Source organism: Arthrobacter sp. Bi83 (assembly GCF_918698095.1).
Lineage (GTDB): Bacteria > Actinomycetota > Actinomycetes > Actinomycetales > Micrococcaceae > Arthrobacter.
In genome coordinates this window covers 61,980-74,214 of record NZ_CAKKLY010000023.1, presented here as the reverse complement: position 1 = coordinate 74,214, position 12,235 = coordinate 61,980, and the positions used below count along the sequence as shown (strand labels likewise).

The 12,235-nt window shown below is 66.3% G+C and carries 13 protein-coding genes; 8 read left to right on the top strand and 5 right to left on the bottom strand.

Annotated elements, in window-relative coordinates; all coding sequences use genetic code 11:
• Positions 1-64: 64 nt before the first annotated feature.
• From LQ144_RS12575 to pdhA, 3 genes are read right to left on the bottom strand one after another with little or no spacing between them, the layout of a single operon-like run.
• A complete protein-coding gene (locus tag LQ144_RS12575) occupies positions 65-1,450 on the bottom strand; it encodes a dihydrolipoamide acetyltransferase family protein (RefSeq protein ID WP_230119040.1) in 1,386 nt (461 codons plus the stop codon).
• Positions 1,447-2,457, bottom strand: a complete 1,011-nt coding sequence (locus LQ144_RS12570; protein WP_230119039.1) for an alpha-ketoacid dehydrogenase subunit beta — start codon at positions 2,455-2,457, stop codon at positions 1,447-1,449. The genes LQ144_RS12575 and LQ144_RS12570 overlap by 4 nt, the downstream gene beginning before the upstream one ends.
• Positions 2,457-3,635, bottom strand: a complete 1,179-nt coding sequence (pdhA, locus tag LQ144_RS12565) for a pyruvate dehydrogenase (acetyl-transferring) E1 component subunit alpha (RefSeq protein ID WP_230119038.1) — start codon at positions 3,633-3,635, stop codon at positions 2,457-2,459. Before pdhA ends, LQ144_RS12570 begins: the two co-directional genes overlap by 1 nt.
• 195 nt (positions 3,636-3,830) lie before the next feature.
• Between pdhA and LQ144_RS12560 the strand changes: the two genes are divergently transcribed.
• The 4 genes from LQ144_RS12560 (at position 3,831) to LQ144_RS12545 (ending at position 6,154) form a co-directional block, all read left to right on the top strand.
• Complete coding sequence (locus LQ144_RS12560) at positions 3,831-4,310, top strand: Lrp/AsnC family transcriptional regulator (protein ID WP_230119037.1); 480 nt, start codon at positions 3,831-3,833, stop codon at positions 4,308-4,310.
• Positions 4,311-4,436: 126 nt separating this feature from the next.
• Entirely contained in the window at positions 4,437-5,021 is a 585-nt protein-coding gene (locus LQ144_RS12555; RefSeq protein WP_230119036.1) for a hypothetical protein, read from the top strand.
• Positions 5,022-5,132: 111 nt separating this feature from the next.
• The gene (locus tag LQ144_RS12550; RefSeq protein WP_230119035.1) at positions 5,133-5,537 is read left to right on the top strand and encodes a DUF4383 domain-containing protein; all 405 of its coding nucleotides are present in this window, start codon (positions 5,133-5,135) and stop codon (positions 5,535-5,537) included.
• Positions 5,537-6,154, top strand: a complete 618-nt coding sequence (locus LQ144_RS12545) for a hypothetical protein (RefSeq protein WP_230119034.1) — start codon at positions 5,537-5,539, stop codon at positions 6,152-6,154. The genes LQ144_RS12550 and LQ144_RS12545 overlap by 1 nt, the downstream gene beginning before the upstream one ends.
• A 142-nt stretch (positions 6,155-6,296) precedes the next feature.
• Here LQ144_RS12545 and LQ144_RS12540 read toward each other — a convergent pair whose 3' ends face one another.
• Both LQ144_RS12540 and LQ144_RS12535 read right to left on the bottom strand, forming a co-directional pair.
• On the bottom strand, positions 6,297-7,913 hold the full coding sequence (locus LQ144_RS12540) for a sodium/solute symporter (protein WP_230119033.1): 1,617 nt from the start codon (positions 7,911-7,913) through the stop codon (positions 6,297-6,299).
• A complete protein-coding gene (locus LQ144_RS12535; protein ID WP_230119032.1) occupies positions 7,910-8,290 on the bottom strand; it encodes a DUF485 domain-containing protein in 381 nt (126 codons plus the stop codon). Before LQ144_RS12535 ends, LQ144_RS12540 begins: the two co-directional genes overlap by 4 nt.
• Positions 8,291-8,458: 168 nt before the next feature.
• Here LQ144_RS12535 and LQ144_RS12530 point away from each other — a divergent pair, with 168 nt between their 5' ends.
• The 4 genes from LQ144_RS12530 to LQ144_RS12515 are packed head-to-tail and all read left to right on the top strand — an operon-like array spanning position 8,459 to position 12,221.
• Entirely contained in the window at positions 8,459-9,649 is a 1,191-nt protein-coding gene (locus LQ144_RS12530; RefSeq protein WP_230119031.1) for a histidine kinase, read from the top strand.
• A 31-nt stretch (positions 9,650-9,680) separates the two neighbouring features.
• Complete coding sequence (locus tag LQ144_RS12525; RefSeq protein ID WP_230119030.1) at positions 9,681-10,400, top strand: LytTR family DNA-binding domain-containing protein; 720 nt, start codon at positions 9,681-9,683, stop codon at positions 10,398-10,400.
• Positions 10,397-10,747 carry a hypothetical protein gene (locus LQ144_RS12520; RefSeq protein WP_230119029.1) on the top strand — a complete coding sequence of 117 codons (351 nt, stop codon included), beginning with the start codon at positions 10,397-10,399 and terminating at the stop codon, positions 10,745-10,747. The genes LQ144_RS12525 and LQ144_RS12520 overlap by 4 nt, the downstream gene beginning before the upstream one ends.
• 7 nt (positions 10,748-10,754) lie before the next feature.
• A complete protein-coding gene (locus tag LQ144_RS12515) occupies positions 10,755-12,221 on the top strand; it encodes a cation acetate symporter (protein WP_230119028.1) in 1,467 nt (488 codons plus the stop codon).
• The last annotated feature ends 14 nt before the right edge of the window (positions 12,222-12,235 follow it).

Sequence of the window (12,235 nt, the reverse complement as noted above, 5' to 3'; positions counted from 1 at the left end):
GCCCTTGCCCGCATAACCGTTGCTGCCAGTCAACGGTTATGCGGGCCAGGGCAGCTTCTGCGTTCTAGCCCATCGCGAGCGCCATGCCGGGATCGGCGAGGAGGGCACCGAGGTCCGCCAGGAACCTTGAACCCTGCTCGCCGTCCACCAGCCGGTGGTCGAAGGAGAGGCTCAGGGTCATGACCTGCCGGAGGGCGATCTGGTCCTGGTATTCCCACGGCATCTTCCGCACCGCGCCCATGGCCAGGATCGCGGCCTCGCCCGGGTTCAGGATGGGCGTGCCGGCGTCGATGCCGAAGACCCCGATGTTGGTGATGGAGATGGTGCCGCCGGAAAGGTCCGACGGGCTGGTCTTGCCGGCCCTGGCCGTCTCGGTCAGTTCGGTGAGTGCCGTGGACAGCCCGGCCAGCGTCATCCGGTCCGCGTCCTTGATGTTGGGAACGGTGAGGCCGCGGGGTGTGGCCGCCGCAATCCCGAGGTTCACATAGTTGAACTGCACGATCTCCTGGTTGGCTTCGTCCCACCGGGAATTCAGGGTGGGATTGCGCCGCAGGGCAATCAGCGCTGCCTTGGCCACGAGCGTCAGCGGCGTCAGCTTGAGCCCCGCAAAGGCCTTGCCGGACTTGAGCCGGGCCAGCAGCTCCATCGCAGGCGTGACGTCAACGGTGAGGAACTCCGTGACGTGCGGCGCTGTGAAAGCACTGGACACCATGGCTGCCGCCGTGAACTTGCGGACTCCCTTGATAGGCGTGCGCGCTTCGCGCTCGCCCTGGCCGTACCCACCGCGCCCCTGGGGCTGCCCGGCCCCTGCCGCCGCGAGCTCCTGGGCCGCGGCCGGGAGGTCCCCGCCGCCCACGAAATTCCGGACGTCATCCCGGGTTATGAGACCGCCCGGGCCGCTGCCCAGAACTTCCCCCAAAGCCACCCCGAGGTCCTTGGCCAGCTTACGAACCGGCGGCGTGGACCGGGGACGTTCGGCAGGCGTGGATTCGACAGGCGGGGTTTGCACAGGTCTAGTTTCGACGGGCGGGGTTTGCACAGGCTCAACCAGCGGCATCGACGCTGCCGCGAAGTTGCGCTGCCTGCGCACCGGGCGGCCGGAGCTTTCGACGACGGCACCATACCCCACGAGGTTCGGTTCCCTCTTGGCGGGGACCGCCTCGGTCTCCCCGCCATCGGCGGGCTGGCCGCCGGCGTCGCCCTCCACCTCGAAGGAGACGATCGGCTTGCCGACTTCCACCACGGTGCCGGGCTGCTCATGCAGGGCAGTAATCACTCCCGCGAAGGGCGACGGAAGCTCCACCACAGCCTTGGCGGTTTCCACCTCGGCGATGATCTGGTTCAGGGTGACGGTGTCTCCGACGTTCACCTTCCAGCTGACGATTTCGGATTCGGTCAGGCCTTCGCCGAGATCGGGGAGCCGGAATTCCTTGATCATGGTGGCGGTCATCCTTCCAGCCCGCTCAGCGAATTCGGGCGGCCGAGCGCGCGGTCCACGCCGTCGAGAATCCTGTCGAGGCTGGGAAGATGGTGCATCTCGAGCTTGGAGTAGGGGTACGGCACGTCGAAGCCTGTGATGCGGACGGGTGCCGCCTCGAGATGGTAAAAACAGCGTTCGGTGATGCTGGCGGCAAGCTCGGCGCCCAGGCCGCCTGACTGTCCGGCCTCATGGGTGATCACCATCCTGCCGGTCTTACGCACGGACGCCTCCACGGTGGCAAAATCCACCGGAGCCAGCGAGCGGAGATCGATGACTTCCACGGACACGCCTTCATCAGCGGCTGCCATGGCGGCGTCGCGGGCGGTCTTCACGAGCGGCCCGTAGGCCACGAGCGTGACGTCGTGGCCCTCCGTGATCACCCGGGCCTTTTCCATTGACAGAGAACCGGCAGCGTCAAGGGACTCATCCACTTCGCCTTTGTCGTGGTAGCGGCGCTTGGGCTCGAAGTAGAGCACCGGGTCATCGCAGGAGATGGCCTGCTGGATCATGGTGTGCGCATCCTGCGGGCTGGACGGGCTGACCACGCGGAGGCCCGAGGTGTGCGTGAAGTAGGCCTCGGGAGATTCGGAGTGGTGCTCGGGCGAACCGATTCCTCCGCCGAACGGAACGCGGATCGTGATGGGCATTTTCACCGCGCCTTGCGTGCGGTAGTGAAGCTTGGCCACCTGGCACACAATTTGATCGAAGGCAGGGTAAATGAACCCGTCGAACTGAATCTCCACCACCGGACGGTAGCCGCGGTAGGCAAGCCCAACCGCGGTGCCCATGATTCCGGACTCGGCCAGGGGGGTGTCCACCACGCGGTGTTTGCCGAAGTCCTTCTGCAGCCCGTCCGTCACACGGAAGACGCCGCCAAGGGTTCCGATGTCCTCGCCCATGAGGATGACCTTGGGATCGTTTTCAAGGGACTTGCGAAGCCCGGAGTTTATTGCCCGGGCAAAGGTCATCTGGGTCATCAGCGTGCACCTTCTTCTGAATGGGCTCCTGCGGGATCACCGAAGGATGCCAGGTAACGGGAATAATGGTCCTGCTGGCGGTCCAGCCACGAGTTCGGCGTGCTGTAGACGTGTTTGAAAATGTCCAGCGGCTCCGGTTCGGGCATATTGATGCAGCCTGCACGCATCTCGCGGGCCACGGCATCGGCCTTCTGCTGCACGGCGGCTTCAAATTCCTCGGTCAGCAGGCCCTTTCGGTCCAGCAGCGCCTTGACGCGGCGGATCGGATCCTTCGCGGCCCAGTCCTCCAGTTCGTTGGCGTCGCGGTACCGGGTGGGGTCGTCCGCCGTCGTGTGCGGGCCCATCCGGTAGGTGACGGCCTCAATGAAGGTCGGGCCGCCGCCGCGCCGGGCGCGGTCCAGGGCAACCCGGGTGGCTGCCATGACGGCCAGGACGTCGTTGCCGTCCACGCGCATGCTGGGGATGCCAAAGCCTGCCGCGCGGTCCGCGATCTGGATGTGGGACTGGAGCCGCACCGGTTCGGAGATGGCCCAGTGGTTGTTCTGGCAGAAGAACACAACCGGCGCCTGGAAGCTGGCTGCAAAGACCAAGGCCTCGTTGACGTCGCCCTCGCTCGTGGCGCCGTCGCCGAAATAGGTGATGGCCACGGAATCTACGCCGTCGTTCTGGATGCCCATGGCGTAGCCGGTGGCGTGCAGGGTCTGGGCGCCAATGATTATTTGGGGCGTCGCCATGTTGACCGTGTAGGGGTCCCAGCCCGAGGACGCGTTGCCCCGCCAGACACGCACAATGTCGGTCAGATCCACTCCGCGGCAGTAGGCAACTCCGTTGTCGCGGTAACTGGAAAAAACAAAATCGTCGGCCCGGAGCGCCCTGGCAGAACCGATCTGCGACGCTTCCTGGCCCAACAGCGGCGGCCAGAGGGCAAGCTCGCCCTGCCTCTGCAGCGCCGTGGCTTCCGTATCGATCCGCCGGATGGCCACCAGGTCCTCGTACAGGGTGCCCAGCTGCTCGTCTGAAATGTCCTGGACCCAGGGGTCGAACTCCGGGTGGCTGACGCGTTCCCCTGTGGGGGTGATCAGCTGGACCAGGTTCTGGCCGGCCCCGCCTTGATGTCCTGCCCTGTTGCCCGGGCCCCCGGCGGCTGTACCGCCCTGGCCCAACTCGTCTGTCAACACAGTTGTGCAACCTTCTGACGTCGTGTCACCGTCCCGCGGAAGGACTCGTGATCCCGCCGCATTCCGGCCTTCCGGGCGCCGTTGCTCCGGATAATTGTGACCATACTCACAATGCTCAGGCGGTACAACCACCGCCGCAAAAACTGAGCACAATGCATCATATGAACGGCCCAGACCGTGCTAGCCTTGCGCATTATGCAAGCTTTGGATGGCACTGACACCCGGCTCCTTTCGGCCTTGGCGCGCGATCCCCGGCGGACTGTTGTGGCACTGGCCCAGAAGCTCGGCCTGTCGCGGAACACGGTCCAGGCCAGGATGGCCCAGCTCGAAAAGAAACACGTCTTCCTTTCGTTTGAACGGCGCATCAACCCGGTCTCCCTCGGCTACCCCCTAATGGCCTTCATCTCGGTGCACGTCCAGCAGCAGAAGCTCGGAAGCCTGGCAGAGGAACTGGCCAGCGTGCCGGAAATCCTGGAAGGCTACGGGCTCACAGGCTCGGCAGACCTCCTGTTGCGCGTTGTGGCCCTCGACGCCGAAGACCTCTTCCGGATCAACGGAAAAATCCTCGCCTGCGACGGCGTGGACAGGACGGATACGGCGCTGGCCATGGGCGAGCTGATCCCTTTCCGGATCCAGCCGCTCCTGGACCGTGGCTCAGCGACCGACCAGAGCTAAACCCGTTGTCCCGTTCCCGTGCTGCCGGGACCGGGCTATAGGCTAATCCCACGTGAAGTGACCGGGCGCCGGCAGCGGGCCCAGCAACTAGGCGCGCCGGTGCAGCGGCTGCCGGAAAGGCCCACCTTGAGCAACACCCCGGACCCGCATGAGCCAGGGCCGACGCCGCCCAACGGGCCGGGCGGCCAGCAGCCGACCAGCCAGCAGCCGTATACCCGGCAGCGGTTCGGCAGGAACACCCTGCCCCCTACTCCTTTCAGCCTGCCGGGCCAGCCTCCGGCAAAGAGCCGGAAAGGCCTCTGGATCGTTTTGGGGATCGTGGGCGGCGTCCTGCTCCTGGTTGCCGTGGGAGTCACCCTTCTGGTGAATCTCGTGGGCGGGGCAACACGCCATGCCTCGGATCTCGCCGATGATTTCACCAGGCTCGTCATTTCAGGCGAAACCAACAAGGCCTACAACGACTTTATGGACCCTGCCCTGAAGCAGCGGTTGTCCCTGGAAGACTTCGCCTCGGGGGTCCGCAGCCTGAACCTGGACCCGTCGTGCACCACGTCCTACGACGACCTAAAAGTCAGTGCCCAGAACGGCACCAACATCGCCGACGTGGCGGGCCTCATTCAGTGCAACGGGCGGGACATCGAACTCGTCTACCGCTTCGCCGGGACGGACGAGCTCAAGATGGTCACCATCCGGCTCAAGCCCAAGACCTGACCGTCACCCATCCACCGGCCGGTGTGGTCCGAATTGCTTCCGAGAGTCCCGTCCGGGGCTCCGCAACCCGGCCGGGACGCGTGTCCCGGCCCTACCGGAAGGATTCGGGCCATGCGCAATTCACCGAACCGCCTCATTGCCACCGCCTTCGGAGCCGTCTACCTCCTCGTGGGGCTTGTCGGATTCGCCGTGACCTCGGGAATCGGTTTCTTCTCCACCGAAGGCGCCAACCTCATCATTTTCGAAGTCAATCCCCTGCACAACGTCATTCACCTCGCCATCGGCGCGGCACTGCTGTATGCGGGCCTTAAAAACGTCCCGGCAGCCCGGACCATCAACGCAGGCGTAGGCGCCGTGTACCTCCTGGTGGGCATCCTTGGCCTGTTCCTGCTCAGCTCGCCGCTGAACATCATCGCCCTCAACGGTGCCGACAACGTGCTGCACCTGGCAAGCGCCGTTCTGCTGCTGGGCGTCGGCCTGTCCGTCGAGAAAACCCCCGCCGCAGTCCGCGTCTAATGAACGGCGGCCAGGCAGTCCTGCCTCTGGAGAACCCACGGGAAACGGCCGTCCGGCTGCTCGCCGGCTTTGCAGGCTTCGGCACGGCGGCGGTCAACCTCGCGATTTCCTCCAGCCTGTTCGCGGCCGGAGGCCTGCCCGGCCACCCATGGCCAATGCCCCTTGCCACAGCTGCGGCCATATGGGGAGTCGCCCTGTTGGGCTGGACTGTGGCGGCCCTTAGAAACAGCAGCTTTCCGCTGCCAGGCTGGTCCGCCGTCCTGCTGCCGGCCGCCGCTGCCGTCCACTTGCTGGCAATTGTCACCGGCGGCAGCGGCAACATGGCTGGCCTCAACGTCAGCCACCTCGCCGCCCTGCTGCTGACCCTCACTATCATCGCCGCCCAAGGCTGGCTGCGCCGCCAGGCCCTTGGGAGGACGGACGACGGCGGACTCCCCGGCACTGACAGCCCGGCCGGCGCTTCCGGTGCAGGACGGATGCTCGCAGCGGCCTTCGCGGGAGCTGTCGCCGTGGCTGCCATAGCGACGCCGGGACTCGCGGCCTCCGCCGCCGGACAGTTCGCCGTCCCGCACGGAAGCCATTTCGACAGCGGCGCGGGAGGACACCACGGTCCCTGACCGCCGCGGTCAGAGCACTGCGACAAAGCAGCCCTGAAGACGGGGGGCCCCCGCGCAGCTCGAACTTTCGGAGGTGCAGTTCAGCCGCGCGGGAGCTTCCGTCATGCCGCCATGTCAGCGGCCCGGATCATCGCTCACGGGGCTAGTGGTCAACGGCCTTCTCGGCGCCCACGCCGGTCAGTGAACGGACCTCCATTTCGGCCTGCTTGGTGGTGTCCTCCCTCTTCTTGTCCAGGACCGTGCCAAGCCAGCCCAAAAAGAATGCCAGCGGGATGGACACGATGCCCGGGTTGCTCAACGGGAAGACGGCGAAGTTGGCGCCCGGAAGCATGGACGTCTTCGCTCCGGAGACCACCGGGGACAACGCGATCAGGATGATCGCCGAGGCGAGGCCGCCGTACATGCTCCAGACGGCGCCCTGGGTGGTGAATCTGCGCCAGAACAGCGAGTAGATGATGGTCGGCAAGTTGGCGGAGGCCGCGACGGCAAACGCGAGCGCCACCAGGAAGGCCACGTTCTGCCCGTTGGCGAAGATGCCGCCGAGAATCGCCATGATGCCGATGACCACCACAGTGCGTCGCGCCACCTTGACCTCTGTGTCGGCGTCGGCCTTTCCCTTGGCGATGACGCTGGCATAGATGTCATGGGCGAAGGACGCCGCAGCTGTGATGGTGAGCCCGGCCACCACGGCGAGGATGGTGGCGAAGGCCACCGCCGAGATGAATCCCAGGAGCAGCGGTCCGCCCAGGTAGAAGGCAAGCAGCGGAGCTGCGGAGTTGACCCCGCCCGGGGCTGCCTTGATGGTGTCGGCACCGACCAGCGCGGCAGCGCCATAGCCCAGGACCAGGGTGAAGAGGTAGAACAGGCCGATCAGCCCGATGGACCACACAACGGACTTCCGGGCTTCCTTGGCCGTGGGCACGGTGTAGAAGCGCATCAGCACGTGCGGCAGGGCTGCCGTGCCGAGGACCAGGGCAAGGCCCAGGGACATGAAGTCCAGCTTGGAGGTTTCGGTCTTGCCGTACTGCAGTCCGGGGTTCAGCACTGCCGGGTTCTTCGCGGTTTCCACCGCGCCGCCCAGCAGGTCGGAGAGGTTGAAGCCGTAGATCGCCAGGACCCAGAAGGTCATGACGGCGGCACCCGCGATGAGCAGCATCGCCTTGATGATCTGCACCCACGTGGTTCCCTTCATGCCGCCGATGAGGACGTACATGATCATGAGGGCGCCCACGACGATGATCACCAGGGCCTGGCCGCCCCAGTCGCTGATGCCCAGCAGCAGGGAGATCAGGCTGCCCGCGCCGGCCATCTGGGCGAGGAGGTAGAAGAAGCAGACGGCCAGCGTGGAGATGGCTGCCGCGATGCGGACCGGGCGCTGTTTGAGGCGGAAGGAGAGGACATCGGCCATGGTGAACTTACCGGTGTTGCGGAGCAGTTCCGCCACCAGTAGGAGCGCCACGAGCCACGCGACCAGGAAACCGATGGAGTACATGAAGCCGTCATAGCCGTTGACGGCGATGGCGCCCGTGATGCCCAGGAACGAGGCCGCGGACAGGTAGTCGCCCGCGATGGCCGTTCCGTTCTGCGATCCGGTGAAGGACCGGCCGGCGGCGTAGTAATCAGCCGCGGTCTTGTTGTTCCGGCTCGCCCGCAGGACGATCACCATGGTGACCGCGACAAACAGGCCGAAGATCCCCATGTTCAGGAGGGTTGTGTCCTTGAGCGCGGCGACGTCGACCGCCGCTGGAATGCTGATCATGGAGTTTCCCCGCCCACGCGGTTGCCCGCTTTGTCGAATTCGTGTCCTTCAATACCGTGGCGGATCTCCGCTGCGATGGGGTCCAGCCTCCTGTTGCAGTAGCTGACGTACCAGCCGGTGATGGCAAATGTGGTGACGAACTGCAGCAGGCCCATGATCAGCCCGACGTTGATGTTCCCCCACACCTTGGTGGACATGAAGTCCGCGGCGTAGTCGGCCAGCAGCACATAGGCGAAGTACCACAGCAGGAATGCAATGGCCATGGGAAACACAAAGCTGCGGTGGCGCTTACGCAGTTCCCTGAACTGCTCGGTGGCTTGGACTTCCTTGAAGTCCGCGGACGCCGCTACGTCCGGAGTTCGGGCGTCATTACCCATCATTCCTCCTCATTGAGACTGCCTCCCACACCGCCGGCCGCACAATCCTCCGCCGATGTGACTCCCATCACTGTGCTCCCTTCCTGTGCGGCGTGACCAGTGGTCGCGGAAAACCGGTCGCCTAGCGGTCGCGATGCTGCGGCAAACGGCACGCGCTACGCTGGCTGCATGCCCGACTCTCCCCTCTATTCCGCGGCGGCCGTTGCGGTCATCGCCTTGGCGATCGCCGTCGTCGTCGGCGTTGGACTCAAGGTGCTCCGTTCCTTCCGCGAGCTGGGCACCGATGCCGAGCGGGCCACCTACAACACGCTGCACGCGGCGTCGAAAGCCGGCCAGCACTTGCGGACGGGACTGAATCCCGCGGGGGCCTCAAAAGCCAGCAAACAGTTGCGGGCCCTGCTGGGCTGCGACGCACTGGCCATCACGGACGTGTCCGGGGTGCTGGCATGGGACGGTGCCGCCGATGAGCTCAGGCCGCGGCTGATGGGCCTCGCCGCGGATGTGCTCACGGGCGGACGGACCCAAGTGATCAATGCCGGGGAATATCCCGTCCTGTCCGTCGGGCGCATTGCGTCCGCCGTCATTGCGCCGATCAGGGCCGGGTCCCGCGTGGTGGGCGTAGTTGCGGCCTTTGCCCCGTCCGCCGGCGCCGGCCTGGTGCGCGCCACGAGCGAAGTGGCGGACTGGGTGGCAGCGCAGGTGGAGCTGGCCGAACTTGATGCTTCGCGGACGCTGCTGATGGAGGCGGAGGTGCGGGCCCTGCGGGCGCAGATCAGTCCGCACTTCATCTACAACTCCCTGAACGCGATCGCATCCTTCATCAATACCGACCCCACGCGGGCGCGCGAGCTTGTGGTGGAGTTCGCGGACTTCACCCGGTACTCGTTCCGCCGGCACGGCGATTTCACCACCCTGGCCGAGGAACTGCGGTGCATCGACCGGTACCTCCTGCTGGAACGGGCACGGTTCGGCGATCGGGTCCAGGTGAGCCTGCGGATCGCCCCCGAAGTGCTGAGCACGGTCATTCCCTTCCTGAGCCTGCAGCCACTGGTGGAAAACGCCGTCCGGCACGGCCTGGAAGCGAAGGAGGGGCCCGGACACATCACCATCGCGGCGAACGATTCCGGCGCATTCGCGGAAGTCACCATCGAGGACGACGGCGTGGGGATGGATCCGGTGCAGCTCCAGTCCATGCTCGCGGGGCATACGGACGGCGAACACGTTGGCCTGCGGAACGTGGACGCACGCCTTCGCCAGGTCTACGGTGACGACCACGGACTGGTGATCGAGACGGCTCCAGGGGAAGGGACGCTGATCACCATGCGGGTTCCGAAGTCCCAGCCTGGCCATGACGCCTGAACCCTCCCGGACCGGAAGATAACCTAGAACCATGATTAACGTCCTCGTCGCCGACGACGAGCTGCCCGCCGTTGAAGAACTCGCCTTCCTGCTGGGCAAGGATGACCGTATCGGCACAATCCACCGCGCATCATCCGGGGCCGAGGCGCTGCGGGCTCTGGAAGCGGAGTCCGTGGATGCTGTCTTCCTCGATATCCACATGCCGGCGGTGTCCGGCCTGGACATCGCACGGGTGATTTCCCGCAGCGCCCGGCCGCCGGCCGTCGTATTTGTCACCGCCGACGAGGACTGCGCGCTCGAGGCGTTCGAGCTGGCGGCGGTGGACTACCTGCTGAAGCCGGTGCGTGCCGAGCGGCTCGCCCGTTCTGTGGGGCGGATCAGCGAACTGATCCGCGACGGCGGCGCGGTGCCGGAGATGATCACGGTTGACCAGGGCGGCACCACCAGGATGATCCGGCGCGACGACGTCATGTATGTCCAGGCGCAGGGCGACTACGCCAGGCTCCACACCGCCGATGCCAGCTATCTGATCCGGGTCCCACTGGCGGACCTTGAGCAGCAGTGGGCGGACGCCGGCTTCATCAGGACGCACCGTTCCTACCTCATTGCACTGTCCCACGTCACGCACCTGAAGCTGACCGCAGCCCGCCCCAGTGTCACCGTGGAGGCCGCCGAACTGCCGATCAGCCGGCGGCTTCTGCCGGCTGTCAGGGAGAAGCTCGAAGCGACCCGCATCCGGCCGCAGGCATGACGCGGATCAGGGTGACGGCGCCGCGCTCCGCGGCCAGGCCTGTCCTCCAGTCGCGGGAAGCGGCAGAGGAATCAGCGGTGGGGCAGGTCTTCGTCCGGTCCCTGATCCGTTCGCAGCTGCGGCTTGCCCTCGTGGTGGCGGGCGGCTTCCTCCTGATCCTTGGCGCCTTTCCGCTCCTGCTGGCAGCCATCCCCGGACTGGCGGAGTCACGGGTTGCCGGCATCCCCTTCGACTGGCTGCTTTTGGGCGCAGGCATCTACCCTGTGACGGGGCTCAGCGCCTGGCTGTACATCCGCAGCGCCGCGCGGAACGAGGCCCGTTACCGCGACCTCGCCGAGGACAGGTGATGGCCCGGTGAACCCCGCCGTGGGGATCGTTGCCATCGCAGCCGTCTCCGTCGCCACGGCCGTCATCGGCTTCTACGGGCTCCGGATTTCCCGGACCACCGGCGACTTCTACGTCGCGTCCCGCACCGTCCGGCCTTGGTGGAATGCATCCGCGATCGGCGGCGAGTATCTGTCCGCCGCGAGCTTCCTGGGCGTGGCCGGACTGATTCTGCTGTCCGGCACCGATGCCCTGTGGTTCCCCGTGGGCTACACGGCCGGGTACCTGATGCTCCTGCTGTTCGTGGCCGCCCCGCTCCGCCGCTCGGGGGCCTACACGATTCCCGATTTCACCGAGGCCCGGCTGGATTCCCGGGCCGTGCGGCGGGTGACAAGCCTCGCCGTGGTTATCGTGGGCTGGCTGTACATCGTCCCCCAGCTCCATGGCGCTGCCCTCACGATCCGGACCACGACGGGCCTGCCGGCATGGGTGGGGTCCACGGCCGTCGTGGTGGTCGTGTGCCTGACGGTCGTGGCCGGAGGGATGCGCTCCATCACCTTCGTGCAGGCCTTCCAATACTGGCTCAAGCTCACCGCGCTGGCCGTACCGTTTGTTTTCATCGTCCTGGCCCTGACAGACAACGGCACCCCCGCGGTGGCCGCTGCTGCCACGAACCCCACGGGGCTGGCCCCCGCCGGTCCGTACCAGAACATCTCGCTGCTGGTCGCCCTGCTGTTCGGAACGCTGGGACTGCCGCATGTGCTGGTTCGGTTCTACACCAACCCGGACGGGCATTCAGCCCGGCGGACCACCCTGATCGTGCTGGGGCTGCTGTCCGTGTTCTATCTGTTCCCCACGGCCTACGGGCTCGCCGGCCGGGTGTTCGCGCCGGGACTTGCCCAGGCGGGGCAGGCCGACGCACTCGTCCTGCTGCTGCCCGGGCGCCTCATCGGCGGACCGGCCGGCGAACTGCTGTCCGCGCTGGTCGTGGCGGGCGCCTTTGCCGCTTTCCTCTCCACAACGTCGGGACTCGTGGTTTCCCTCGCCGGCGTGATCAGCCAGGATGTGCTCGGCGGCAGCGTCCGCGGATTCAGGCTGGCCGCGCTCATTTCCGCGACGGTTCCGCTGGGCTTGGCGTTCATGACGGATTCCCTGGCTTTGGCCGGCAGCGTGGGACTGGTGTTCGCCTTCACGGCCTCGACCATCTGCCCGGTGCTGTTGCTGGGCATCTGGTGGCGGGGCCTTACCGACGCCGGCGCCATCGCAGGCATGGCGACAGGCGGCCTGCTCTGCGGCGGAGCCATGGTGGCCGGCGGTGCACTCGGCGCTGGCGGCACACCCTTCTGGCTGGCGCAACCCGCGGCGTGGACAGTGCCCGCCGCCTTCGCCGTCATGATCCTGACGTCCAGGGCCACGAAAAAACGGGTCCCGCGAACGATCACCAAGGTGATGACCAGGCTCCATACGCCCGAACGGCCCCTCGCCACAGAGCGTTAAATCACACGCGTTCC